The organism is Streptomyces sp. NPDC127098 (genome assembly GCF_042722465.1).
GTDB lineage: Bacteria > Actinomycetota > Actinomycetes > Streptomycetales > Streptomycetaceae > Streptomyces > Streptomyces millisiae.
The window spans coordinates 100,546-124,970 of the sequence record NZ_JBHXFJ010000005.1 but is presented as its reverse complement, the minus strand read 5'-3'; the positions used below and the strand labels follow the sequence as shown (position 1 = coordinate 124,970).

Annotated in this window: 19 protein-coding genes; 9 read left to right on the top strand and 10 right to left on the bottom strand. The window is 72.9% G+C overall.

Annotation, left to right across the window (positions count from 1 at the left end; genetic code table 11):
• Positions 1-108 precede the first annotated feature (108 nt).
• From gndA to ACFWI8_RS05670, 4 genes are all read right to left on the bottom strand, one after another.
• Positions 109-1,548 (bottom strand): NADP-dependent phosphogluconate dehydrogenase, encoded by a 1,440-nt coding sequence (gndA, locus tag ACFWI8_RS05685; RefSeq protein WP_311602856.1) that lies wholly within the window; start codon positions 1,546-1,548, stop codon positions 109-111.
• A gap of 92 nt (positions 1,549-1,640) precedes the next feature.
• Positions 1,641-3,338: a tetratricopeptide repeat protein gene (locus tag ACFWI8_RS05680; protein WP_387086158.1), complete on the bottom strand. Its 1,698-nt coding sequence runs from the start codon at positions 3,336-3,338 to the stop codon at positions 1,641-1,643.
• A 30-nt stretch (positions 3,339-3,368) separates the two neighbouring features.
• Complete coding sequence (locus ACFWI8_RS05675) at positions 3,369-4,661, bottom strand: hypothetical protein (RefSeq protein WP_387086155.1); 1,293 nt, start codon at positions 4,659-4,661, stop codon at positions 3,369-3,371.
• Positions 4,662-4,799: 138 nt separating this feature from the next.
• Positions 4,800-5,423, bottom strand: a complete 624-nt coding sequence (locus ACFWI8_RS05670) for a nucleoside/nucleotide kinase family protein (protein WP_387086152.1) — start codon at positions 5,421-5,423, stop codon at positions 4,800-4,802.
• A 91-nt stretch (positions 5,424-5,514) separates the two neighbouring features.
• On the opposite strand from ACFWI8_RS05670, the gene ACFWI8_RS05665 reads away from it, so the two are divergent.
• The 4 genes from ACFWI8_RS05665 (at position 5,515) to ACFWI8_RS05650 (ending at position 9,976) form a co-directional block, all read left to right on the top strand.
• Positions 5,515-6,498 carry an ATP-binding cassette domain-containing protein gene (locus ACFWI8_RS05665; RefSeq protein WP_387086149.1) on the top strand — a complete coding sequence of 328 codons (984 nt, stop codon included), beginning with the start codon at positions 5,515-5,517 and terminating at the stop codon, positions 6,496-6,498.
• Positions 6,498-7,271, top strand: a complete 774-nt coding sequence (locus ACFWI8_RS05660; protein ID WP_387086146.1) for an ABC transporter permease — start codon at positions 6,498-6,500, stop codon at positions 7,269-7,271. Before ACFWI8_RS05665 ends, ACFWI8_RS05660 begins: the two co-directional genes overlap by 1 nt.
• A 567-nt stretch (positions 7,272-7,838) precedes the next feature.
• Complete coding sequence (locus ACFWI8_RS05655; protein ID WP_387086143.1) at positions 7,839-8,606, top strand: hypothetical protein; 768 nt, start codon at positions 7,839-7,841, stop codon at positions 8,604-8,606.
• An 836-nt stretch (positions 8,607-9,442) separates the two neighbouring features.
• Entirely contained in the window at positions 9,443-9,976 is a 534-nt protein-coding gene (locus tag ACFWI8_RS05650) for a ricin-type beta-trefoil lectin domain protein (RefSeq protein ID WP_387086140.1), read from the top strand.
• Positions 9,977-10,755: 779 nt separating this feature from the next.
• On the opposite strand, the gene rhaS is transcribed toward ACFWI8_RS05650, so the two are convergent.
• The 5 genes from rhaS to ACFWI8_RS05625 form a co-directional block, all read right to left on the bottom strand.
• Positions 10,756-11,847: a rhamnose ABC transporter substrate-binding protein gene (gene rhaS / locus ACFWI8_RS05645; RefSeq protein ID WP_387086137.1), complete on the bottom strand. Its 1,092-nt coding sequence runs from the start codon at positions 11,845-11,847 to the stop codon at positions 10,756-10,758.
• A gap of 65 nt (positions 11,848-11,912) precedes the next feature.
• On the bottom strand, positions 11,913-12,935 hold the full coding sequence (locus tag ACFWI8_RS05640) for an ABC transporter permease (RefSeq protein WP_387086134.1): 1,023 nt from the start codon (positions 12,933-12,935) through the stop codon (positions 11,913-11,915).
• Positions 12,925-13,980: an ABC transporter permease gene (locus tag ACFWI8_RS05635; protein WP_387086131.1), complete on the bottom strand. Its 1,056-nt coding sequence runs from the start codon at positions 13,978-13,980 to the stop codon at positions 12,925-12,927. The genes ACFWI8_RS05640 and ACFWI8_RS05635 overlap by 11 nt, the downstream gene beginning before the upstream one ends.
• Positions 13,977-15,473, bottom strand: coding sequence for a sugar ABC transporter ATP-binding protein (locus ACFWI8_RS05630; RefSeq protein WP_387086128.1), 1,497 nt, complete (start codon positions 15,471-15,473; stop codon positions 13,977-13,979). The genes ACFWI8_RS05635 and ACFWI8_RS05630 overlap by 4 nt, the downstream gene beginning before the upstream one ends.
• Positions 15,474-15,753: 280 nt before the next feature.
• Complete coding sequence (locus ACFWI8_RS05625) at positions 15,754-16,362, bottom strand: TOPRIM nucleotidyl transferase/hydrolase domain-containing protein (protein ID WP_387086341.1); 609 nt, start codon at positions 16,360-16,362, stop codon at positions 15,754-15,756.
• Between the two features lie 299 nt (positions 16,363-16,661).
• Here ACFWI8_RS05625 and tal point away from each other — a divergent pair, with 299 nt between their 5' ends.
• From tal to opcA, 3 genes are read left to right on the top strand one after another with little or no spacing between them, the layout of a single operon-like run.
• Complete coding sequence (tal, locus tag ACFWI8_RS05620; RefSeq protein WP_387086125.1) at positions 16,662-17,786, top strand: transaldolase; 1,125 nt, start codon at positions 16,662-16,664, stop codon at positions 17,784-17,786.
• Positions 17,787-17,791: 5 nt separating this feature from the next.
• On the top strand, positions 17,792-19,339 hold the full coding sequence (zwf, locus tag ACFWI8_RS05615) for a glucose-6-phosphate dehydrogenase (protein ID WP_387086122.1): 1,548 nt from the start codon (positions 17,792-17,794) through the stop codon (positions 19,337-19,339).
• Positions 19,336-20,319: a glucose-6-phosphate dehydrogenase assembly protein OpcA gene (opcA, locus tag ACFWI8_RS05610; protein WP_387086119.1), complete on the top strand. Its 984-nt coding sequence runs from the start codon at positions 19,336-19,338 to the stop codon at positions 20,317-20,319. The genes zwf and opcA overlap by 4 nt, the downstream gene beginning before the upstream one ends.
• Before the next feature lie 7 nt (positions 20,320-20,326).
• Here opcA and ACFWI8_RS05605 read toward each other — a convergent pair whose 3' ends face one another.
• On the bottom strand, positions 20,327-21,391 hold the full coding sequence (locus tag ACFWI8_RS05605) for an Lrp/AsnC ligand binding domain-containing protein (protein WP_387086116.1): 1,065 nt from the start codon (positions 21,389-21,391) through the stop codon (positions 20,327-20,329).
• A gap of 95 nt (positions 21,392-21,486) precedes the next feature.
• Here ACFWI8_RS05605 and ACFWI8_RS05600 point away from each other — a divergent pair, with 95 nt between their 5' ends.
• Together ACFWI8_RS05600 and ACFWI8_RS05595 are read left to right on the top strand one after the other, a co-directional pair.
• Positions 21,487-22,722 carry an amidohydrolase family protein gene (locus tag ACFWI8_RS05600; RefSeq protein WP_387086113.1) on the top strand — a complete coding sequence of 412 codons (1,236 nt, stop codon included), beginning with the start codon at positions 21,487-21,489 and terminating at the stop codon, positions 22,720-22,722.
• Positions 22,723-22,768: 46 nt separating this feature from the next.
• Positions 22,769-24,349 carry an AbgT family transporter gene (locus ACFWI8_RS05595; protein ID WP_387086110.1) on the top strand — a complete coding sequence of 527 codons (1,581 nt, stop codon included), beginning with the start codon at positions 22,769-22,771 and terminating at the stop codon, positions 24,347-24,349.
• The last annotated feature ends 76 nt before the right edge of the window (positions 24,350-24,425 follow it).

The following is a 24,425-nucleotide window of genomic DNA, read 5'->3' as shown; positions in this document are numbered from 1 at the left end:
GCGCAGGGGGCCCGACCGGTCTACGTGGCCGCGTCGCGGCCTGTCGCGCGGGAAGGGGTGGGCGGGCGGGGAGGAACCCCGTCCCGGTCCCCCGCCGGCGGTCGCCGGCTACGCCTCGTGTTCGGTGCGGTCCTCGCCCCAGAGGGTGTGGAAGGAGCCGTCGCGGTCCACGCGCTCGTAGGTGTGGGCGCCGAAGTAGTCCCGCTGGCCCTGCACCAGCGCGGCCGGCAGCCGGCCGGCGCGCAGCGCGTCGTAGTAGGCGAGCGCGGCTGAGAAGCCGGGCGCCGGCACGCCCAGCGCGGTGGCCTGCGAGACCACGTGCCGCCAGCCCACCTGGGCGTCCCGCAGCGCCTCGGTGAACGTCTCGTCGGACAGCAGCGTCACCGGCGCCTCGTCGCCCCGGCGGTACGCCTCGCGGATCCGGTTCAGGAAGCGGGCCCTGATGATGCAGCCGCCGCGCCAGATGGTGGCCATGGTGCCGAGGTCGAGGTCCCAGCCGTACTCCGCGCTGCCGGCCCGCATCAGGTGCCAGCCCTGCGCGTAGGCCACGATCTTGGAGGCGTAGAGCGCCTGCTCCACGCTGTCCGCGAACCGGGCCGCGTCGTCCGGGTGCAGTTCGGGGCGGATCGGCCCGGGCAGCGACCGCGCGGCCTCGCGCAGCTCGGTGTGGCCGGAGAGCGCGCGGGCGAACACGGCCTCCGAGATCCCGGAGACCGGCACGCCCAGGTCGAGCGCGGTCTGCACGGTCCAGCGGCCGGTGCCCTTCTGCTCGGCCCGGTCGGCCACGATGTCCACGAAGGGCCGGTCGGTGTCGGCGTCGGTGTGCGCCAGCACCTCCGCGGTGATCTCGATCAGGTAGGAGTCGAGCCGGCCGGTGTTCCACTTGCGGAAGATCTCCGCGATGTGCGCCGGCTCGTACCCCGCGACCTTGCGCAGCAGGTCGTAGGACTCGGCGATCAGCTGCATGTCGGCGTACTCGATGCCGTTGTGCACCATCTTCACGAAGTGGCCGGCGCCGTCCGGGCCGATGTGCGCGCAGCAGGGCTCGCCGTCGACCTGGGCCGCGATGCTCTCCAGCAGCGGGCCGAGCGCCTGGTAGGACTCGGCGGAGCCGCCCGGCATGATGCTCGGGCCGTTGAGCGCGCCCTCCTCGCCGCCGGAGATGCCGCAGCCCACGAAGTGCAGCCCGCGCTCGCGCAGCGCCGCCTCCCGCCGCCTGGTGTCCAGATAGTGGGCGTTTCCGCCGTCCACGATCATGTCGCCCGGCTCCAGGAGTGGCGCGAACTCGTCGATCACCGCGTCCGTCGGGGCGCCCGCCTTGACCATCACCACCAGGCGCCTGGGGCGCTCCAGCGAGGCGACGAACTCCTCGGCCGTCTCGGCCGGCACGAAGTCACCCTCGTGGCCGTAGGTCGCCACCAGGTCCCTGGTCCTGGCGGCGGTGCGGTTGTGCACGGCGACGGTGTGCCCGTGCCTGGCGAAGTTCCGGGCCAGGTTCCGCCCCATCACCGCGAGTCCGGTGACGCCGATCTGGGCCTGCCGCGCCATGTCATCAACTCCTGTAGTCAGGCTGGTCCCACCCGTGCCCCCATGCAACCAGGGTCACGGGCGATCGCAACCGGTGCATGAGACAAAAAGTCTCAGCCGACCTGGTGCGGATCCGGACGAGTGGCCGGTGGCCGGCGTGGCGCGGCGATCTCCGGGTCGGGCCCGTCGATCCCGACCCGGGCCCTGCGGTGCCGCAGCTCGGACTCGGCGGCGGCCAGCTCGGCGTCGAAGACGCCCGGCCAGTCGTCCCGCAGCCGGCGGTAGCGGCGCACCTGCTCCCGGGTGGCGGCCAGCGCCTCCTCGTGCCGTTCGAGGGAGACGAGGCTCGCGGCGAGGTTCCCGAGCGCGTGCGCCAGCTCGGGCTGGTGCGCCGGGCTCGCCCGGTCGGCCGCGCGCAGCAGGTCGACGGCCTCCTCGTCGGCCGCCAGCGAAGCGTCCCAGCGGCGCAGCCGGTGCGCCCGCACCCCGAGCCCGAGTAACGCCCTGGCCAGCTGGGGGCGGTGGGCCTCGGGGGCGCGGGCCACCAGGAGACGGCTGATCGCGACGGCCTCCTCGTCCCTGACGACGGCCTCCGCGTCCCGCTCCAGCCGCGACAGGTCGCCGGCGAGGCACACCAGGACGTGGGCCAGCTCCGGCTCGTGCCGCTCCGGGTCCTGACCGGCCAGCGGCCTGGTCAGCCGCAGCGCCTCCTCGTCGGCGGCCAGCGCCTCCTCGTGCCGGCCGAGCTCGGTCAGCACGGAGCCGAGCCTGACCAGCGCGCGCGGCAGATCCTCGTCGTGGGCCGCCGGGTTCTCCGCGGCCAGCCGGCGGACGACCGCCACCGACTCGGCGAAGGCGGGCAGCGCCTCCTCGTGGCGGCGGAGCCGGTGCAGGTCGATGCCCAGATGGCTGAGCGCCTGGGTCAGCTCGGCCTCGTGCCGGTCCGGGTCGTCGGCCACCAGCTCCCGCAGGATCGCCACCGCCTCCTCGTCGACCGTCAGCGCCTCGTCCCAGCGGCCCAGGTTCGTCAGGTCGACGCCGGCGGTCATCAACGACCGTGCCAGCCGCGCCAGATGGTCCTCCGGTTGCTCCGCCACCAGCCGCCTGGCCAGGGCCACGGCCTCCTCGTCGACAGCGAGCGCCTCCTGCCACCGCGCCTCGCGGGACAGCTCCACACCCAGGTTCCGCAGGGCGTCCACCAGGTGGTGGCCGTGGCGGGCGAAGTCCTCGCCGGCCAGGTCGCGCACGAGGTCGAGCGCCTCCCGGGCGACCGCCAGGCCCTCCGCGTGCCGGCCGAGCCGGCCCAGGTCGACGCCCAGGTTGCTCAGGTGCCTGGCCAACTCGGCGGCGTGGCTCTCCGGATCCTCGGCGAACAGCCCGCGCAGAATCGCCACCGCCCGCTCGTCCACGGCCAACGCGGCCGGCCACTCGCCGAGCGCGGACAGCCTGATGCCGTGGTCACCGAGCCGCTTGGCGTGCGTCAACGGCTCGTCCTCCGGCAGGTCGAGCAGCCGGCCGGTGACGGCGGCCGCGGTGTGCACCAGCGCGTGTGTCGGATAGGGGATCCGCCGCTCGAGATCGACCAGCTCGGCGTGCGACAGCTCGCAGGCCCGCACCGCGTCGGCGATCGCCCGGTCGATGGGGCCCGCGCCCGAGTGGGCCACGGCGACGGCCACCGGCAGCAGCCGGCCCGGGGCCTCGCCGATCACCGCGGTCACCGTCCCGAGCGCGCTCGGCGTGTGCTGGGCCGCCCTGGCCAGCAGGGTGAGCAGCCGGGCGGCCCGGTCGGGGCCCGTGGTCCTGGACGACATCGTCGTAGCCTCCTTCGTGGCCGGTGGTGCTCAGGGCGCGGGCGCCAGCGCGGCGGCGACCACGGCCGCCCGCAGCGGCGGGCTCGCGGCCAGTTGGTCCGCGACGTAGCGCTCGACGAGCCGGGCCGGCAGGTGCGGGTCGAGCCAGCTGCCGGCGCGCTGCGGGTAGGACTCGCGCAGCCACTCGGCGAGCCGCCGCATGGCGTCCGGGTTGTGCCGGGGCAGCCCGGGGAAGTGGCCGAGCAGCGCCACCGCCTCGTCCAGGTCCCGGGCGCCGAGCACCGTGGCGGCCACGATCGCCGAGCGCAGCGCGGACCCGGAGAGGGTGAGGCCGGCCTCGGCGGCGCTCCGCTCCCACCAGGACTCCTCGTCGGCGAAAAGACGCCGCACCCCGTCGTCCACCGTGACCTGCCCCGTCTGGCCCCGCACGGTGGCGACGGCCGCTGCTGCGTGCAGCATCAGCGGCTGCGCGGGGTGGTGCGGCGGCGTCAGCGTGGCGGCGGGCGGCGCCGTGTGGAAACGGCGCGCGAAGTACCGTCCCGCCTGGTCGAACAGCTGCGCCTGGTCCTGCGCGGTGGTGGCCAGCGGGCCGAGCACGACGTCGGCCGCCGGCGGCAGCTCCCTGGCCGCCTCGCGTGGCAGCCCGGCCCGCAGCCGCGCCCACCACTCGCCGAACTCGCGGGCCGCGAGCACCACCCGCACCTCGGCGTCGGTGGCCGCGAGAGCCGCGAGCAGCGCGGGCAGCCCCGGCCTGGTGTCGGCGTCGTCGACGAACAGCACCACGGGACGCTCCCACGCCACCGCCGCGGCCACCGCCGCCGCCTCCCGGTCACGCCGCGCCCAGCCGTGCACCGTCTCGGCCCGCGTCAGCCGGTCGGCGCACTCCAGGAGCAGCCGCGTCTTGCCGGCGCCCGGCGCGCCCGACACCAGCGTCACCCGCCGGGCGTCCGGGCCCGCTCCCTGGCACCAGCCGAGCAACGCCCGCAGCTCGCCGTCCCGCAGCCGGTTGAAGCCGACCACCCGCTCCTCCGGGTTGAGCGCGGCCAGCACGCTGTTGCCCCGGGCCGCCGCGTCCTCGGGCCCTGGGCCCTGGGCGACGGCGTTCAGCCAGGCGGCGCGCCGCGCCACACCGGCCGCGTGGCGCTCCCAGAGCGCCGTGCCGGCCGCCGTCAGAAGACCCGAGGACAGGCCGAGCACCAGGGCGAGCCACCACGGGACGAAACCGGCCAGCGCGCTGCCCGCCCCGGCGGTCATCAGCACGCCGCCCATCGCCGCCAGCGCCCCCGGATGGCGCCGCCACCACCGCCCTTGACCGTTCGTCATCGCCGCCCGCCTCCCCGCCGGATTCCGGCCACCCGCTTTCACGCTACTCGCGGAAATGTCCCCGCCGGCCCCGCGGTTGGCTGCGAAACCGTCACACGGAGGCGCACGCCGGCGCGCGCCGCGGGCGCGCCCTGGCGGTCAGCCGGCCAGCGACGTCACCACCAGGTCGCAGCGGTCCCGCGAGCGCTCGACCAGCTCGGCGTTGGGCCGGTCGTTGCCGTCGATCCACGCCCTGGCCGCCGCCTCGTCCCGGCCGAAGCCGGTGTGCCGCCGCATCAGGCGCACGTCGCGCAGGTCGGCCGCCGCGTCCACGTACCACACCTCGGCCATCAGACGCTGCGCCTCCCGCCAGCCCGGCAGGTCACAGGCCAGGTAGTTCCCCTCGGTCACCAGCAGCCGTGCCCCGGCCGGCACCAGGTGGCGGGCCGCGACCGGCTCGTCGAGCGACCGGTCGAAGTCCGGCACGTACGCCTCCCTGGCCGGCTCACCGACCAGCCGGCGCAGCAGCGCCTCGTACCCGCGGACGTCGAAGCTCGGCTCCGAGCCCTTCCGCGAGCGCAGCCCGAGGCGGTCGAGTTGCGCGTTGGACAGGTGGAAGCCGTCGAGCGGAACGTAGGCGGCGGTGTCCCCGAGCGCCGCCGTCAGCGTCTGGGCCAACGTGGACTTGCCGGCCCCCGGCGGCCCGGCCAGCCCCAGCACCGTCCGCGTCGCGCCGCCGCCCGCCAGCGACCTGGCCCTGCCCACCAGTGCGTCGAGATCCATGGCCGGCACCCTACGGAACTCCGGATGCGGCGCGCCCGGCCCGCCCGCAGAATGGTGACCGCTGGCCCGCGAGACCCGAAAGGCGCCGCCCATGCCGGTGATCGAGACGCGGGGGGTGACCAAGAGGTTCGGCGCGACCAAGGCGCTCGACGGCATCGACATCTCCGTGGAGCGCGGCCGGGTGCTCGGCCTGCTCGGTCCCAACGGCGCCGGCAAGACCACCCTGGTGCGGGTCCTGACCACCCTGCTGCGCCCCGACTCCGGCCGGGCCACGGTCGCCGACTGCGACGTCGTCGAGGACGCCGCCACGCTGCGCTCCAGGATCGGTCTGGCCGGTCAGTACGCGGCCGTCGACGAACTGCTCACCGGCCGCGAGAACCTGGAGCTCGTCGGGCTGCTGTACCACGTCGGCCGGGCCGAGCGCCGCCGGCGGGCCAGGGAGGTCCTGGCGGCCTTCGCCCTGGAGGACGCCGCCGACCGGCCGGTGCGCACCTACTCGGGCGGCATGCGCCGCCGCCTCGACCTCGGCGCCTGCCTCGTCGGCCGGCCGCCCGTGCTGTTTCTCGACGAGCCCACCACCGGCCTCGACCTGCGCACCCGCAACCAGCTGTGGCAGTTCATCAGGGACCTGGTCGCCGGCGACACCACCGTGCTGCTGACCACCCAGTACATGGAGGAGGCCGAGTCCCTGGCCCACCACATCGCCGTGCTCGACAACGGCCGGGTCATCGCCCAGGGCACCGCCGACGAGCTGAAGTCCCAGGTCGGCGGCGACGTCCTGGACGTCAGGGTCACCCGCCGCGAGGACCTGTCCCGGGCGGCCGAGGTCCTGACCCGGGTGGCGGGCGCCGAAGCCCAGACCGAGCCCGAGTCGCTGCGGGTCACCGTGCCCACCGCCGGCGGCACCGACGCCCTGGTCGCGGCCGGCCAGGAGCTGGGCAGGGCCGGCGTCCCCCTCCGCGACCTGGCGCTGCGCCACCCCTCGCTCGACGACGTGTTCCTGACCCTCACCGGCGCCTCAGCCGACGAGCCACCCGACGAGAGCGCCCGGCGCGACGCGGGAGGCGAGGGCTGATGACCACCAACCCGGCGGTCGCCGCCCGCGACATCGCCGGCATCGCGGGGCGCAACCTGCGACGCCTGGTCCGCACCCCCCAACTGCTGGTCTTCACCGCGATCCAGCCGGCCATGCTGCTGTTGCTGTTCCGCTACGCCATCGGCGGCGCCATCGCCGTCCCCGGCATCTCCTACGTGGACTACGTCGTGCCCGCCGTCTTCCTCGAGGCCGTGATGATCGGCGGGATGGCCACCTCCATCGGCCTGGCCCAGGACCTGCAGAGCGGCATCGTGGACCGGTTCCGCAGCCTGCCCATGGCGCGCTCCGCCGTGCTGGCCGGCCGCACCCTGGCCGACCTCGCGCGCAGCGTGTTCGCGCTCGGCCTCATGGTGGGCCTCGGCACGGCCGTCGGCTTCCGGTTCCACGCCGCCTTCCCCTCGATCGCGCTCGGGCTGGTGCTCGCGCTCGTCTTCGGCTACGCCTTCTCCTGGCTCTACGCCACCATCGGCCTGCTCACCAAGGACCCGGAGACCGCCCAGGTGGCCGGCATCCTGCCGTTCTTCATCCTGGTGTTCGCCAGTTCGGCGTTCGTGCCGGTGGCCACCATGCCGAACTGGCTCCAGCCGTTCGCCCGCAACCAGCCGGTCAGCATCACCATCGACGCGCTGCGCGCGTTGTTCGGCGGCGGCCCCGTCTACCACCACGTGTGGCTCTCGCTGGTCTGGGCCGCCGGGATCTTCCTGGTCTTCTTCCTGATCGCCGCGCGGCTCTACCACGACCTCACGGACTGAGGTCTCCTCACCGGCCGGAACGCCGCCGTCGGTTGCCGGGCGCGCGCTCGTCACCACCAGAGGCCAACGAGTGGCTGTGACCAGCACCTTCCCAACAGACCTCCGTCGAAGCGCTTCGACATCGGTGTTTCGCAGGTGAAAGAAATGTGTATTCCCGCACAGTGCCTTGCTGCTCAGGTGCCCCGTCATTATTACTGTCCGCAGACGCAAGCGCTTCGACACCTCCCGCCCTGCCTCTGCCAAGCCTGAGCGCGCCACCTCGACGACACGAGCCACCCACCACCGCGAGCGGCACCGCATGCGAACGGAACGAAGGTGTCGACGCGTCAGCTGATCGACCGTCTCGGCCGCCTCGCTTTCGGCGGGGACTCCAACTGCGAGCAGCGCAAGGAACCACTTCGCCCAGGGCCGGCCATCAAGCCGGTCGGCCAACCGCGCAGGCACCTCCGGCGGAGCTGAGCCGCGCCGTCCCGAGCCCGTGCTCGTCGGCGAGCGACACCTCGCGGCGCCGGAGTCCGCCACCGGACCGGGAGCCGGAACAACCCATCGCCGTCCTTGGAGGGACACATGAGATGGCAACCCCGTACATCCATCAGCAGCAGGTCGGCCGGGTTCGGTCGGCTGGCCGTGATCGTCGCCGTGATCGCCGGGTTCCTGAGCCTCGCGTCTCCGGCTCAGGCCCAGGTGTACTCCACCTGCGACCGGTGGGGTCAGTACACCCAGGGCACGTGGACGGTCTTCAACAACATCTGGGGCGAGAACCACGGCACGCAGTGCCTGACCGTCGACAGCATCAAGTCCTGGTACGTCGATGCCAACCACTCCGGCGGCGGGATCAAGTCCTACCCGAACACCTCGGTCCGGCCCCAGACGCCGCTGTCGCAGCTGAACTCCGCAGGCTTCTGGTACAACACGTCGTCGGCTCCCGTCGCCGGCGGTGACCACTGGAACTGGACGAGCGACCTCTGGTCGACCGGCAACCAGGACGAGATCATGGTCTTCACCAGCTGGTCCGGGGGAACGGCAGGCGGCTGGGGAAGGCAGATCGCGTCCAACGTGACCATCGGCGGCGTCCTGTACGCGTCGGTCTGGCAGGCCGATCCCGGCTGGAACGTCCTGCAGCTCATCCCCGCCCGGCAGAGCGACACCGGCACCATCGACGCCGCGGCGGTCTGGCGATGGGCCGCGTCGCAGAACCTCCTGCGCAACACCACCTTCGACACGATGCAGTTCGGCCTCGAGATCACCTCGACCAGCGGCGTGCAGAAGCGGTACTCGCTGAACGCCTACAGCGCCTGGTGGAGCAACACCTCCGGCGGCGGATCAAGCATCTAGGGTCTGTTGGGACCGTGCTGGTCACAGCCACTCGTTGAGGACTGTGACCAGCACGGCGGCCTCGTACCGGGATGGCGAGCGTGTCGCACCTCGTGGCCACGGCCCGGTGGTGCTTGAGGCGATTGATCCCGCACTCGACGTGCATGGCGCTCGCGGTGGTCGGCCATGTCGAACTTCGGCGGCCGAATCCGGGAGCGTCCCAGGGACAGCGCCCTCGTTCTGGACCTGCTCGCCGCCGAAGGGCCCTGGGGGAGGGTTCGGCGCTGTGGGGTTCTCCCTCGACGGTTACACGGCGGCCGCGTTGGTCGGCGCGCGGGTGGTTCCTGGCCTGGTGGGGGGGATGGTGGAGGCGCGGATCCCATCGCCGCCTCTCCCGGACCCCGCGACCAGGAGCAGGTGGACGATGGTCTTCAGCGGCACGGCCACCGGCCGGTGTTTCCCGCAGCGCGCGTTACGCCTCGGCAGCGGCAACCATCGGCGTGAGCACGTCCGCGCTCGCTCTCCACTCCCGACCGCTGCCGTCCAGCGGCCGCATGTGAGCCTGGGCCCGAACGACCCGGCCGGAGCCGCACGCCGAGACCGCTGAAGATCAAGCGCCGGTCATCACGGAGACGAACCGGCCAGGGTGCCCTTCACGTTCTGGGATCTCCGGGATCATCAGAATGCCTCGCAGACCACCATGCACGATCCGGCATGCGGAACTTGGCACCGTGCACTCTGGCTGGCCGTCAGGGCCCCTTCTACGGTCGTGGCGACGGACCGTCCCCTTCGTGCGAAGGAATGACCGGCGGCCGTCCAACGGGTTCGGACCCAGACGAAGGGTTGATGTGATCAGGATGAGTAAGGCATCCGCAGCCGAGTCGACTTCCGCTCCACGGCGCACGTGGGCCAGCCGTTCGGCGTTCGTCGCCGCCGGCGCCGCCACGGCCCTCACCATGTCGGGCACCCTCTCCACCGCGTCGGCGCAGCAGGAGACCTACTGGGCATTCGCGAACGTCGAGACGGTCAGGTGCCTCTCCGGGGCGCCGAGCGGCAATGTGTGGGCAGGGAGCTGTAGCGAAGGCGGGCACTACCAGCACTGGGACTTCCTCAGCAACAGCGGCGAACAGAGCCGAATCAGGAATCGGGAGACCGGCCGATGCCTGACGACCGGCAGCAGCTCGGGGCCGGATCCCGTCTGGCTGGCACCGTGCAACGAACCGAATCAGCTGTGGCACTACGAAGACTCGAACTCGGACGGAATCGGAACGATCCAGTCCATGGACACCGGGCACTTTCTGCGGACCAGCGACGTAAACGACGACGTCTACGCCACGACCCTCGGTGTCGTCCCTGGTCAGCACTATCTGTGGGCCGGTGCGCACAACTGATGTGAGGTCCAGAGAGGTTGACACGACTCATCCGGACTCGTGTCACCGGCGGATGCAGACCGCTGTCACCAGCGGTCTGCATCCGCCACACCCTGACCGGCGCTACTCCAACGATCGTGTCGCTCCGGCCGGAGGTGGCGGCCGGTGGCTGCTGCTGTGCCGCCGACGTGGGGCAGGATCGGGGCATGCGGATTCTCGTACTCGGCGGCGGGTGGTTTCTTGGTCGCCGCATCGCGGAGCAGGCTCTCGAACGTGGCTGGGGGCGACACGTTCAGCCGTGGCCTGTCGGGCCGGGACGTTTCCGGTGTTCGGGCCATTCGTGGTGATCGCACGGTGGACGAGGACCTGAAACGGCTGGCTGATGCCGGTCCGTGGGATGCCGTGATCGACACGTCGTCGGCGGACTTCGCGCCGCGGCGGATTCTCGCCGGGGCTCGCGCCCTGGAGCCGGCAGTCGAGCGGTATGTGTACGTGTCGACGGTCAACGCTAGGGGCCCGGCGAAACAGCCCACGATCAACTGGCAACCACCACGACACCCAAACCGAAGTGCGCAGCGCTCAGGCCGGCCCGGACCACTTCCCGCAGTGCCCCGCGCATTGCCTTCATGTCGGAGTTGTACCTCTTCCGACGCCGCTTTGGGATCGGCGGCTGGGCCCTCGGGCCACTGCTCCACCATCATCCCCGTCCCGCGTGATCGCGGCTTGGCCGGGTGACAGCCGCTGGCCGCGGTCGGACCGGCGGTGCGGTTCCGGCCGCGGCCGGTGTGCGGCGTCGCCGATCAGAAGTCGAACTCGTCGATGTTCTCCGCGTCGAAGACCGTCGGCGGGCCGAGCACCACCACGCCGTCCGCGCCCACCTCGTACTCGCCGAGTTCACCGGCCGTGAAGGTCTCGCCCTCGGCGCCCGTGATCTGCCCGGAGGCCAGCGCCGCGCCGGCGTAGGCCGCCAGGTAGCCCAGGTCGGCCGGGTCCCACAGGGCGAACGACTCCACCGTGCCGTCGGCCACGAACTCCCGCATCTGGTTGGGCGTGCCGAGCCCGGTCAGTGCCACCTCGCCCTGGTACTCGGAGCCCGACAGGTAGCGGGCCGCCGCCGCCAGCCCGACGGTGGTCGGCGACACGATCCCGGCCAGGTCGGGGTAGGAACGCAGCAGGCCCTGGGTCTCCTGGAACGACTTCTCGTCCTCGTCGTTGCCGTAGGCCACGGTCACCAGCTCGATCTCGGCGTACTCGGGCTTCGCCAGCTCCTCCTCCATCAGCTCGATCCAGGTGTTCTGGTTGGTGGCGTTGGGGGTCGCGGAGAGGATGGCGATCTGCCCGGCGCCGCCGATCTGTTCCGCGATCAGCTCGACCTGGATCTGGGCGATCCCCTCCGCCGTCGCCTGGTTCACGAACAGGTCGCGACACTCGGGGCTGGCGTCCGAGTCGAACGTCACCACGTGCGCGCCGGCCTCGCGCGCGGCGTTGAGCGCCCCGCACACGGCGTTGGGGTCGTTGGCCGCGGTCGCGATCACGTCGGTGCCCTGCTGCGAGAGGGTGTTGACGTAGCTCACCTGCGAGGAGGCGCTGGCCTCCGAGGGACCGACCTCCTTGTACTCGCCGGCGAACTCCTCGACCGCCGCCCGGCCGCCCTCGTTGGCCACCGTGAAGTAGGGGTTGTTGACCTGCTTGGGCAGGAAGGCGACGCTCAGGCCCTCGACCAGCGGCGCGTCGGGGTCGGCCTCGGCCGTCGAACGGGCGCCCCCGCCGCCGGTCTCCTCCTCGCCGCGCGTGGTGCCTGAGCAGCCGGCCGCGGCGAGCAGCGCGGCCAACGCGAGGGCCGTGACGCCGGCGCGGCGACGACGGTGGGCGGGTCGGCTGTGCGGGTACATCGGACCACTTCCTTCCGTGCAGAGCGATTCCGGTAGGTGGAGGGGAGGGAGGTGCGACGGTCCCGTCACGTGGCGCGCCGGCGAAGTCTGGCGCGGGCCAGCGCCACGGCGTTGGGTATCACCACCGAGGCGATCAGCAGCGAGCCGGTGACGATGTCGAGTGTGTCGGCCCGCACGTCGGCGAGTTGGAGGGCGTTGCGCAGCGTCGCGAGCAGCAGCACCCCGGCCAGCACCCCGAGCAGCGTGCCCCGGCCGCCGAAGATGGACACTCCGCCCAGCAACACGGCGGCCACCACGGCCAGTTCGAGGCCCTCGCCGTTGTCGGCCCGCGCGCTGGCGTACCGCAGCGTCCAGTAGACGCCGGCCAGGCCCGAGACCGCGCCGCAGGCCACGAAGAGCCAGAACCTGGCCCTGGCCACCGGGACACCGGCGAACGCGGCCGCCTCGGCGTTGTTGCCGATGGCGTACAACTGCCGCCCGAACGGCGTCAGATGCAGCGTCACGCCGAAGCCGACGGCGAGCAGGAGGGTGATCACCATCGCCCAGGGCAGTGCCCCGCCGGCCACCGTTTCGACCGCCGCGCTCGTCCAGTCGGTCGGGAAGTCGGCCACCGCCTGGTCGCCGAGGACCACGAACGCCAGCCCCCGGTACGCCGCGAGCGTGCCGATGGTCACGGCCAGCGACGGCAGTCCGAAGCCGGTGACGAAGAGCCCGTTGACGGCGCCGAGCAGCGCGCCGAGCGCCACCGCCGCCACCACGATCAGCTCCAGCGGCCAGCCGGAGAGCCAGAGTTGACCCATCACCGCGCTGCACAGGCCGAGCGTGCTCGCCACCGACAGGTCGATCTCACCGGTGATCACCACGAGCGTCACCGGCAGCGCGATCAGCAGCACCGCCACCGCGTCGAGCATCAGGAACCTGGCGTTGCGCGCGTCGGCGAAGCCGTCCACGCCGAGCCCCGCGCCCACCACCACGAGCAGCAGGACCAGGACGACCGCGCTCTCCCACCGCACCAACGAGGCCAGCCCGGCCCGGGCCCGGACGTCCCGCGACTCCTGGGAACTCGCGTAGAGCGTGTCACGCACCATCGAACACCCTCCTGCTCCGCCGGCCGGCCACCCGGGCCGCCAGCAGTCGGTCGAGCCCGATCGCCGCGAGGATCAACCCGCCCACCACGGCCTGCTGCCAGAACGGATCCACCCGCAGCACCGCGAGCGAGCTGCCGATGGTGGTCAGCAGCAGCGCGCCGAGCGCCGCGCCGTACGCCGACCCGCTGCCACCGAAGATCGCCACCCCGCCGACCACCGCCGCGGCCACCACCTGGAGTTCGAGCCCGGTGCCCACCGTGGCGTCCACCGTGCCGAACCTGGCCGCGTGCAGCACCCCGGCGAGGCCGGCGAGCGCGCCGCTCGCCACGAAGGCGCCGAACACCCGCCGCCCGACCGGGATCCCGGAGAGCCGGGCCGCCGTCGGCTCCGAGCCGATCGCGTACAGCTCACGACCGCCGCGGTACGAGCCCAGGTAGCTCCCCACCAGCGCGAGCACCGCGACCGCGATCAGCGCCAGCACCGGCACCCCGAGCACCGTCGCGGTGCCGAAGTCCAGGAAGCCGCGCGGCATGTCGGCGGCGTTGATCTGCTCGCCCGCCGCCCAGCTGTGGTCGACGCCGCGGAAGACGTACAGCGTGCCCAGCGTGATCACCAGCGCCGGCACCCGGGCCGCGGCGATCAGCGCGCCGTTGACCACCCCGCACAGCGCGCCGAGCGCGAGCCCGGCGAGCAGCGCGAGGGGGATCGGCGTGCCGGGCGCCGAGGACATCAACTGGCCGGTGCCGAAGGCCGCGAGGCCCAGGACCGAGCCGACCGAGAGGTCGATGTTGCGGGTCACGATCACCAGCGTCTGGCCGACCGCGAGCACCACCAGGATGGCGGCGCTCAGCAGCACGTCCTGGATCGACTGGGCGGAGAGGAAGCGGGAGTTGGACGCCGCCGTCACCGCTACCAGCGCCGCGAGCGCCAGCAGCACCCCCAACTCCCTGGCCGCGCCGAGCCGGCGCAGTCCCTCGCCGCGGCGCGGACGCGCCGGCCGCTGGCTGGGCGGGGCCACCGAGGAGTCCGTGCCGGTCGCGCTCATGCCGCCACCCCCCGCTGCCCGGTGGCCGCGAACATCACCGACTCCTCGGTGGCCTCGTCCCGCGACAGTTCGGCGGTGACCCGGCCCTCGCGCATCACCAGCACCCGGTCGGCCATGCCGAGCACCTCCGGCAGTTCCGAGGAGACCATCAGTACCGCGAGGCCCTCGCCGGCGAGCCGGGACATGGTCCGGTGCACCTCGGCCTTGGTGCCGACGTCGATGCCGCGGGTCGGCTCGTCCACGATCAGCACCCGCGGCCCGGTCGCCAGCCACTTGGCCAGCACCACCTTCTGCTGGTTGCCGCCGGAGAGCGTGGCCACCGGATCGGCGAGCCGACCGAACCGCACCCGCAGCCGCTCGGCCCACTCGGCCGCGGCCCGCCGCTCGCCGCCGCCGGTCAGCAGGCCGAGCCGGGTCAGGTGGCGCAGCCGGGTCAGGGTGGCGTTGCGCTCGATGGACAGCTCCATCACGAGCCCCTGCTGCCGGCGGTCCTCGGGCACCAACGCGAGGCCGGCGGCCATCGCCCGGGCGGGGGAGCCCGGGGGCAGCCGGCGACCGGCGACCAGGACCTCGCCGGTGTCGTAGCGGTCCACGCCGAAGACCGCCCGCACCACCTCGCTGCGGCCGGCGCCCACCAGGCCGGCCAACGCCACGATCTCGCCGGCGCGCACCGAGAAGCCGACGTCGTGGAAGACGCCCGCCCGGCCAAGGCCGCGCACCTCGAGCACGGTCTCGCCCGGCTCGGTCTCCTCCTTCGGGAACAGCGCGGCGATGTCCCGGCCGACCATCCGGCGCACCACGGTCTCCGGCGTCACCTCGGCGACGGGATCGGTGGAGACCAGGCCGCCGTCGCGCAGCACGGTGATGTCGTCGGAGAGCGAGAAGACCTCGTCGAAGCGGTGCGAGATGAACAGCACGGCGGCGCCGCGCCGGCACAGGCCGCGGACCACCGCGAACAGCCGCTCCACCTCGACGCCGGAGAGGGCGGCGGTCGGCTCGTCCATCACGAAGACCCGCGCCTCGACGGACAGGGCCTTGGCGATCTCGACGAGTTGCTGGTCGGCGATGGACAGGCCACGGGCCGGCCGGTCGGGATCGACGGCGACGCCGAGCCGTTCGAAGAGCCGGGTCGTGGCGGCGCGCAGCGCGGCCCGGTCGATGCGGCCGAGGCGGGTGGTGGGCTGACGGCCCATGAAGATGTTCTCGGCGACGGACAGGTCGGGGAAGAGGGTGGGCTCCTGGTAGATGACGGCGATCCCGGCGTCCAGCGCCGCGGCCGGGCCACCGAGCCGGGTCGGCCGTCCGTCGAGCACGACCGCCCCGGTGTCGGGCTGGTGGACGCCGGCCAGCATCTTGACGATCGTCGACTTGCCGGCGCCGTTCTCCCCGACGAGGGCGTGCACCCGGCCGGGTTCGAGCGATAAGGACACGTCCCGCACGGCGGCGACGGGCCCGAAGGACTTGGTGACCTCGCGTAGTTGGAGCAACGACACGGCACTCCTTCGTCACGCGGTGAAACGATTCAACCTCGCGCTGTCGACCGTAGGGGGCACGTTCTGCCCATGTCAATAGCCGTGCGGTGGTCGGGCGTTGCCCGACAAATGTCGCGCGCGGCGCTTCGCGCGCGGCGCCATAGCGGTTGCCGCGCCGCGGTCAGACGTCGGCCAGCGGGGTGCTTCGCGCGCGGCGCCATGGCGGCTGCCGTGGGGTGTGCCGTGCGGCTCATCGATGTCGGCTTCTGCGGGCCGGCGGTGACCCGCTCCTCCGCCCCGGTCAGACGTCGGCCAGCAGGCCGTCGAGTGGCGGGGGCACCCGGTCGGGGTCGAGCGCCTCGACGAGGACGTGGCCGTAGCGGATCTTGCGCCCCTTCTTGGTGCCGAGGAAACGCCGCAACTGCTGCTGCGGGGTGCGGCTCCGCTGCGCGGGCTGGCGCAGGAAGGTCTCCAGGGCGCGCTGGTCGCCCTCCGCCCCGATCAGTTCCCGCACCCGGGCCACGCCCAGGGCGCGGATGAGCTCGTCCTCCAGGTCCGCCGCGCAGACGAAGATCCCCCGCGGCGCCACGCCGGCCCGCTCCCAGCCGCGGGTGTAGAAGCCGTGCTCCGCCTCGTCGCAGAGCCCCGTGAGCCGGAGCCCGAGACCGGGTGGCCCGAGGAGGCTGGCGAAGCGGCCGACGCTCATCGCGCCGCCCATCGACAGGACGCAGACCCCCTCGGCCGCCAGGTCCCGGCCACGGCGCGCGGCGAGCGCGTCGACCGCCGCCACGTCGCTCGGTCCTTCGAGCAGGACGACCACCCGGGGGGACAGTCGGGTCGCCAACTCGCGCGCCCGGTCGCCGGGGCCGCCGGCCGCCCACGCGGTGACCGCCGCGCGGAACGCCTCCATCTCAAGCACGAGGCGAGTCTCCGCCCTTTCCGGCCACCGCGGTAGGGAATTTCCGCCGTCGCTCCCCGGCGCGGCCGGCGGCCGCGTTCGCCCTTCGCGTAACGGGGGACGAGGAGAAGCGGCCCCGGGCCGCAACCGGCCAGCGCCGGCCCGGGGTTGGCGCAGGTCGGGCCGCCCGCAGGGCGGATCGCGCTGGACTGATGTGCGCGCGAGGGCGGAAGCTTGGGCGGGGCACTCGGGAATCTTCGAGGGCCGGCGCGCACTGAGACAAGCACGGAACACTGACAGCAGGAGACGAGATGTCCAAGACCGACGCACTCAAGCGGCTCTCCGACGAGGGGGTGGCGATCTGGCTGGACGACCTGTCCCGGCGGCGGATCGCGTCGGGGGATCTGGCTGGGCTGATCGAGGGCCGGCAGGTGGTCGGGGTCACGACCAATCCGGCGATCTTCCAGAAGGCGATCTCAGGTGGCGACGGCTACGAGGAGCAGTTGACGGAGCTGGCCGCGCGGAAGGTCACCGTCGACGAGGCCATCCGCATGATCACCACCGTCGACGTGCGGGACGCGGCCGATGTGCTGCGTCCGGTGTACGAGGCGAGCGGCGGGGCGGACGGCCGGGTGTCGATCGAGGTCGACCCCCGTTTCGCGCACGACACGGCCGCGACGATAGCCGAGGCCAAGCAGCTGGCGTGGCTGGTCGACCGGCCCAACGCACTGATCAAGATCCCGGCGACCCGGGCCGGGCTGCCGGCCATCACCGAGGTGATCGCGCAGGGGATCAGCGTGAACGTGACGCTGATCTTCTCCCTGGAGCGCTACCGCGAGGTGATGGACGCGTACCAGGCGGGCCTGGAGAAGGCGAAGGCCGCCGGGCTCGACCTGTCGACCATCCACTCGGTGGCGTCGTTCTTCGTCTCGCGCGTGGACACCGAGATCGACAAGCGACTCGACGCGCTCGGCACCGACGCCGCCAAGGCCCTCAAGGGCCGGGCCGCCCTCGCCAACGCCCGCCTCGCGTACCAGGCGTACGAGGAGGTCGTCGCGGCCGACCGCTGGCAGGCCCTGGCGCGGGAGGGCGCCAACCCGCAGCGGCCGCTGTGGGCCTCCACGGGCGTCAAGGACCCGGCCTACCCCGACACCCTCTACGTCACCGAGCTGGTGGCGCCCGGCACGGTCAACACCATGCCGGAGCCGACCCTGTTGGCCACCGAGGACCACGGCGTCATCAGCGGCGACACGGTGACCGGCGGCTACGCCCAGGCCCGCGCCGACCTCGACGCGCTGGGTGAGCTCGGCGTCTCCTACGACGAGGTGGTGCAGCTCCTGGAGGACGAGGGCGTGGCCAAGTTCGAGCAGGCCTGGCAGGAGCTGCTGGACTCCACCGAGGCCGCCCTGGCGCGGCTGGCCGCCAAGGGGGCCTGACCACGATGACCGACCACGACAGCCGGGACAGCTGGGTCAACCCGCTGCACGACCCGGCGACCGACCGGCGGTTGCCGCGCATCGCGGGCCCCTCCGGTCTGGTGATCTTCGGTGTGACGGGTGATTTGTCGCGCAAGAAGCTGATGCCGGCGGTCTACGACCTCGCCAACCGGGGTCTGTTGCCGCCGGGCTTCTCGCTGGTGGGCTTCGCCCGCCGGGACTGGGAGCACGAGGACTTCGCGAAGGAGGTGCACGACGCCGTCAAGGCGCACGCCCGCACCCCCTTCCGCGAGGAGGTCTGGGAGGAGCTGAGCCAGGGGATGCGGTTCGTCCCCGGCGTGTTCGACGACGACGAGGCGTTCAAGCGGCTGCGCGAGACCGTGGAGGAGCTGGACGCGGCGCGGGGCACCAGCGGCAACTTCGCGTTCTACCTCTCCGTGCCGCCGAAGTTCTTCCCCCAGGTGGTGCGGCAGCTCAAGCGGCACGGCCTGTCGGAGGCGCCGAACGGCTCGTGGCGGCGGGCGGTGATCGAGAAGCCCTTCGGCTCCGACCTGGCCAGCGCCGAGGAGCTCAACGCGGTGGTGCACGAGGTCTTCCCGCCCCGCGAGGTGTTCCGGATCGACCACTACCTGGGCAAGGAGACGGTCCAGAACATCCTGGCGCTGCGGTTCGCCAACACGATGTTCGAGCCGATCTGGAACCGGTCGTACGTGGACCACGTGCAGATCACCATGGCCGAGGACATCGGCATCGGCGGCCGTGCCGGCTACTACGACGGCATCGGCTCCGCGCGCGACGTCATCCAGAACCACCTGCTCCAACTGCTCGCCCTCACCGCCATGGAGGAGCCCTCCGGCTTCGACGCGGACGCGCTGGTCGAGGAGAAGCTGAAGGTGCTGCGGGCCGTCAAGCTGCCCGCCGACCTGGGCCGGCACACCGTGCGCGGCCAGTACACGGGCGGCTGGCAGGGCGGCGAGAAGGTGCTCGGCTACCTGGAGGAGGCGGGCATCAGCCCGCAGTCCAAGACCGACACCTACGCGGCCGTCAAGCTGGAGATCGACAACCGGCGGTGGGCCGGGGTGCCGTTCTACCTGCGCACCGGCAAGCGGCTCGGCCGCCGGGTGACGGAGATCGCGGTGGTCTTCCAGCGCGCCCCGCACTCGCCGTTCGACACCACCGACACCCAGGAGCTCGGGCAGAACGCGCTGGTGATCCGGGTGCAGCCGGACGAGGGCGTCACGGTGCGGTTCGGCTCCAAGGTGCCCGGCACCCAGATGGAGATCAGGGACGTCACCATGGACTTCGCCTACGGCGAGTCCTTCACCGAGTCCAGCCCCGAGGCGTACGAACGCCTGCTGCTCGACGTGCTGCTCGGCGACGCCAACCTCTTCCCCCGCCACCAGGAGGTCGAGGAGTCGTGGCGGATCCTCGACCCCATCGAGGAGTACTGGGACCGGCACGGCAGGCCGGCGCCCTACGTGGCCGGCACCTGGGGGCCGGTCGAGGCGGACCGGATGCTGGCACAAGAGGGAAGGAGCTGGCGGCGGCCATGAGCATCGAACTGACCGGCACGACATCGAGCAGGATCAACGCGGCGCTCGTCGAGGCCAGGCGCGCCGCCGGCAGCCCCGCCGTCGGCATGGTGCTGACCCTGGTCATCGTCACCGACGAGGAGAACGCGCACGACTCGCTGAAGGCGGCGCGGGACGCGGCGCGTGAGCACCCGAGCCGGATCCTGGTGATCATCCGCCGCCCTGGCCGCGGCGCCGCGCGCCGCACGGAGTCGCGGCTCGACGCTGAGGTGCGGGTCGGCGGCGACGAGGGCAACGGCGAGACGGTGCTGCTGCGGCTGCGCGGCGAACTGGCCGACCACGCCGACTCGGTGGTGCTGCCGCTGCTGCTGCCGGACGCGCCGGTGGTGGTCTGGTGGCCGGTCGAGGCGCCGGTCGACCCGGCCCGGGACCGCCTCGGGGCGCTCGCGCAGCGCCGGATCACCGACTCCTACGCCGTCGAGGAGCCGCTGAAGGCGTTGGCGGCGCGGGCCGCGTCGTACGCGCCCGGCGACACCGACCTGGCCTGGACCCGGCTCACCCCCTGGCGCTCCATGCTGGCGGCCGCGCTCGACCAGGCGCGCGCCGACGTGCTGTCGGCCGTGGTGGAGAGCGAGGCGGAGAACCCCAGCGCCGAGCTGCTCGCCCGCTGGTTCGCGGCCCGGCTCGGGGTGTCGGTGGAGCAGGTGGTCACGGAAGGTCCCGTGGTCACCGCCGTCCGGCTGCGGACGGCCGGCGGCGAGATCCACATCGACCGGCCCGAGGGAGCGGTGGCGAAGCTCGCCATCCCCGGGCAGCCGGACCGCACCCTGGCGCTCAAGGTCCGCAGCACCGCGGAGCTGATCGCCGAGGAGCTGCGCCGGCTCGACCCGGACGAGGCGTACGCCGCGGCGCTGCGCGCCACCGTGCGGGCGCCGTCCGCCGCCACCGGGGTCGCGGTCGAGCAGGAGGTGGCGCCCGCCGCGGCCGAGGCCGCGGGCTAGTCGGCGGTCAGTCCCACAGGTCGGTGGGCACCGCCCGCACGCTGTGACCGCGCCGGTCGAGCACGCGCCCCACGTGTTTGTAGGTGCGCAGCACGACGGCGCGGTCCGTGATCCGCAGCCGCAGGTGGCCGAGCTCGCGGGCGAGGTGCGCCTCCAGACCGTGCACGTCGTGCAGGGTCCGCAGCCACACGTCCAGGATCAGGTTGTGCGGGCCGGCCGTCATGGTGCACAGCCGCAGCTCCGGCAGGGTGCGCAGGGCGGCGGCCGCGGTCTCCAGGTGTTCCGCCGGCACGGAGGCGAAGTAGACGGCGGACACCGGCCAGCCGGTGAGCGGCCTGGCCAGGTTGCAGCGCAGCGACAGCAGGCCGTCGCGCAGCAGCCGGCCGAGGCCGCGCCGGGTGGTGGCCACGCTGCTCTCCACCACCGTGGCCAGCTCGGCCAGCGGCATCCGGCCGTCGGAGCCGAGCGCCACGGCGATGCGGCGCTCCAGTGGGCGCAGCGGCTCGTCGGGTGAGGCGGCGGTCCTGGAGCGCGGCTCGGCCGGCCGCAGCCGCTCCACCTGGGCCGGGCTGAGCGCCCGCAGCCGCCACTGGCTGCCCTCGAAGGGCGCCGCCGTGATCACGTGCAGCCGGGTGGTGCGCACCCCCGGCACCCGGCAGACCCGCTCGGTGACGTACTCGGCGAGCCAGTCCAGGTCCCGCGCCCACACGATGGCCAGCAGCTCCCTGGTGCCCGAGGTCTGCTTGAGGCTCAGCACGGCAGGGTCGTTGCTGAGCGTGTTGGCCACGTCGGCGAGCCGGGCGCCGTCCACCGTGATCTCCAGCTGGGCCCTGGCCAGCGTGTCGTGCGCGGGCGAGAGGTAGCCGTCGATCCAGGCGGCCCCCGAGTCCCGCAGCCTGGCCCAGCGGCGGGCCGCGGTGACCGGATCGATCTCCAGGACCTCGCCGATCAGCGTCCAGGGCGCGCGGGGCTGGACCTGCAGGGCGTGCACGATGGCCAGATCCAGCTCATCGAGGCCGACCGAGGTGGTCGATCTCTGCGCCCTCGAAGCGGGATCGAATCCTGCGCGCACCGTCTCCTCCTGACTCGAATCCGGCGATTTTACCGTCGAGAAATCCAGGGTACGGACCATATCCGCCGGACAGACCCCTACCGCGAGGAGCCGCTGTGCCGACCACACCGCTGACGATCACCGGTGCCCGGATCATCGACGGGACGGGCGCCGAGCCCGTCGTGAACGGCGAGATCCAGACAGACGAGCGCGGCGACCTGGCCTATGTCGGCCCGGCCGCCGGCGCCCCCGAGCGGGCGCCGGACGCGCGGGTGGTCGACGTGGCGGGCCGCACCGTGCTGCCCGGGTTCATCGACTGCCACGTGCACTTCGGCGTGGGGTCGATGTCCGAGATCCCGACGCTGTTCGCCGCCGACCCGACGGTGGGCGTGCTGCGCACCGCCGAGCGGATGCGCCGCACCCTGCACGCGGGCATCACCACGGCCCGTGACCTCGGCGGCACGCCCGCCGGCTTCCGCGCCGCCGTGACCGAGGGGCTGATCGAGGGGCCGAGGCTGCACACCGCCGTGCGCATCATGGGCCACACCGGTGGCCACGCCGACTTCACCACCCCCTCGGGCGTCGACACCAGCGGGGGGATGGGCGAGATCGCCGACAGCGTCGACCAGGTGCGGATCGCGGTTCGTCGCCTGCTGCGGGACGGCGCCGACGTCATCAAGCTGTGCGCGACCGGCGGCATGGGCAGCCCGCACGACCAGCCCGAGGACGAGGGCCTGACCGAGGACGAGATCCGCGCCGTGGTCTCGGAGGTGGCCAGGCACGGCGGGCGCCCGGTGGCCGCCCACGCCCAGGGCACCGCGGGCATACTCAACGCGATCCGCGGCGGGGTCACCAGCATCGAGCACGGCTACGGCCTCGACGACGAGGCCTGCGACCTGGCGGGGGAGCGCGGCGTGTTCGTCGTGCCCACCCTGTCCACCGTCTTCGACGGCATCGACAAGTCGAAGATGGCGCCCTACCACTACGAGAAGAAGATCCGCTGGTCCGGGATCACCCGGGAGAACATCTCCCGGGCCATCCAGCGCGGGCTGCGGATCGCGATGGGCACGGACGCCGGCGTCTGCCCGCACGCGCAGAACCTCAGGGAGCTGATGCACCTGGTGGCGCTCGGCATGACCCCGATGGACGCCATCCTCGCCGGCACCCGCACCGCCGCCGAACTCCTCGGCCTCGCCGAGCGGATCGGCACCCTCGAGGCCGGCAAGGCCGCCGACCTCGTCGTCTGCGACGGCGACCCGCTCTCCGACATCGCCGTCCTGGCCACGCCGGACAACGTCCGCTACGTCGTCCAGCAGGGCGTCGTCCGCAAGGCGCCCGTGACCGTGAGCTGACGCGGCGCCGGTCGAACAAGCTCGTCCCCTGAAAGGTATCCCCGAGATGCAGGACACCCTCGCCCAGGCCTCGCCAGGACCAGGAACCGGCCCGGGCTCCGGCCCCGGGCTCCTGGACCGCGTGCTCGGCGGCATAGAGCGCGCCGGCAACCGGCTGCCCCACCCGTTCTACCTGTTCACCCTCCTCTTCGTGGTGCTCGCCGTGGTCTCCACGGTGCTCGCCGCGTTCGACGCGAGCGTCACCGTGCCGGGCACCGAGGACGAGTTGCAGGTCAAGGGGCTGCTGACGGGCGAGGGCCTGCGCTGGCTGCTGGAGAACCTGATCCCCAACTTCACCGGCTTCCCCTCGCTCGGCACCGTGCTGCTGATGATGATGGCGGTGGGCGTGGCCGAGAAGACGGGGCTGCTGGAGGCCGTGGTGCGGGCCACCATCGCCCGGGCGCCGGCGCGGGTGCTGCCGTACGCGATGGCGTTCGTGGCCTGCCAGGGCCACGTGATGAGCGACATCGCCATCCTGGTGATCCCGCCGCTGGCCGCGCTCGCCTTCCGCAGCGCGGGCCGCAACCCGGTGGCCGGGCTCATCGGCGCCTTCGCCTGCGTCTGCGCCGGCTACGCGGCCGGCTTCATCATCGGCTCGCTCGACGCGCTCTACACCGGCATCACCCAGACCGCGGTGACCGTGCTGCCGAACGGCGCCGAGGCCCCCACCCACATCCTGGTCAACTACTTCTTCACCGCGGCCGCCAGCGCGGTGCTGGCGTTGATGGGCGGCTTCCTCACCGCCCGGGTGCTCGAACCCCGGCTGCCGCAGCCCGAGTTGGACCCCAGCAGCGAACTCGGCGCGGACGGCGTCACCACCGAGGTCACGGCCGTCGAGCGGCGCGGGCTGCGCAACGCGGCCCTGGTGTTCCTCGGCTACGCCGCCGTGGTGGTCACCGGCTGGCTGCTGCCCGACTCGCCGCTGCGCGGCGAGGGCGGCGCGCTGGTGCCGTCCCCGGTGCTGACCGGCATCGTGCCGCTGCTGTTCGTCGCCTTCCTGCTGGCCGGCGTCGTCTACGGGGTGACCGTCCGCAGCCTCAGCAAGGCCGACGACGTGCCCCGGCTGATGGCCGACTCGGTCACCAACATGTCGGGCTACATCGTGCTGATCTTCGCGATCTCGCAGGTGATCGGCGTCTTCAACTGGTCGGGCGTCGGTACCCTGCTGGCCGTGAAGTGCGCCTCGCTGCTGGAGTCGGCGGGCCTGACCGGCTTCCTCGGCATCGCGCTGTTCGTGCTGCTGGTGTGCGTGCTCAACCTCTTCATCACCTCGGGCTCCGCGCTGTGGTCGCTGATGGCGCCGGTGTTCGTGCCCACCTTCATGCTGCTCGGCCTGGAACCGGCGTTCACCCAGGCCGCGTTCCGCATCGGCGACTCGGCCACCCAGATGATCACGCCGATGAACCCCTACCTGTTCCTGACCCTGGCGCTGCTGCGGCGCTACGAGCCGAGCGCCCAACTCGGCACGCTGCTCTCCAGGTTGTCGGTGTTCGTGGTGCCTTTCCTGATCGCCTGGCTCGCGGTGCTCGGCATCTTCTACGGGTTCGACCTGCCGCTGGGCCCGGGCGCGGACATCCACTCGCCGTAAAGACGACCACTCGCCGTAAGCGGGCCCTCCGCCCGTCAGCCTGCCGTAATCCGGCTGGCTGACGGGCGGAAGTGCT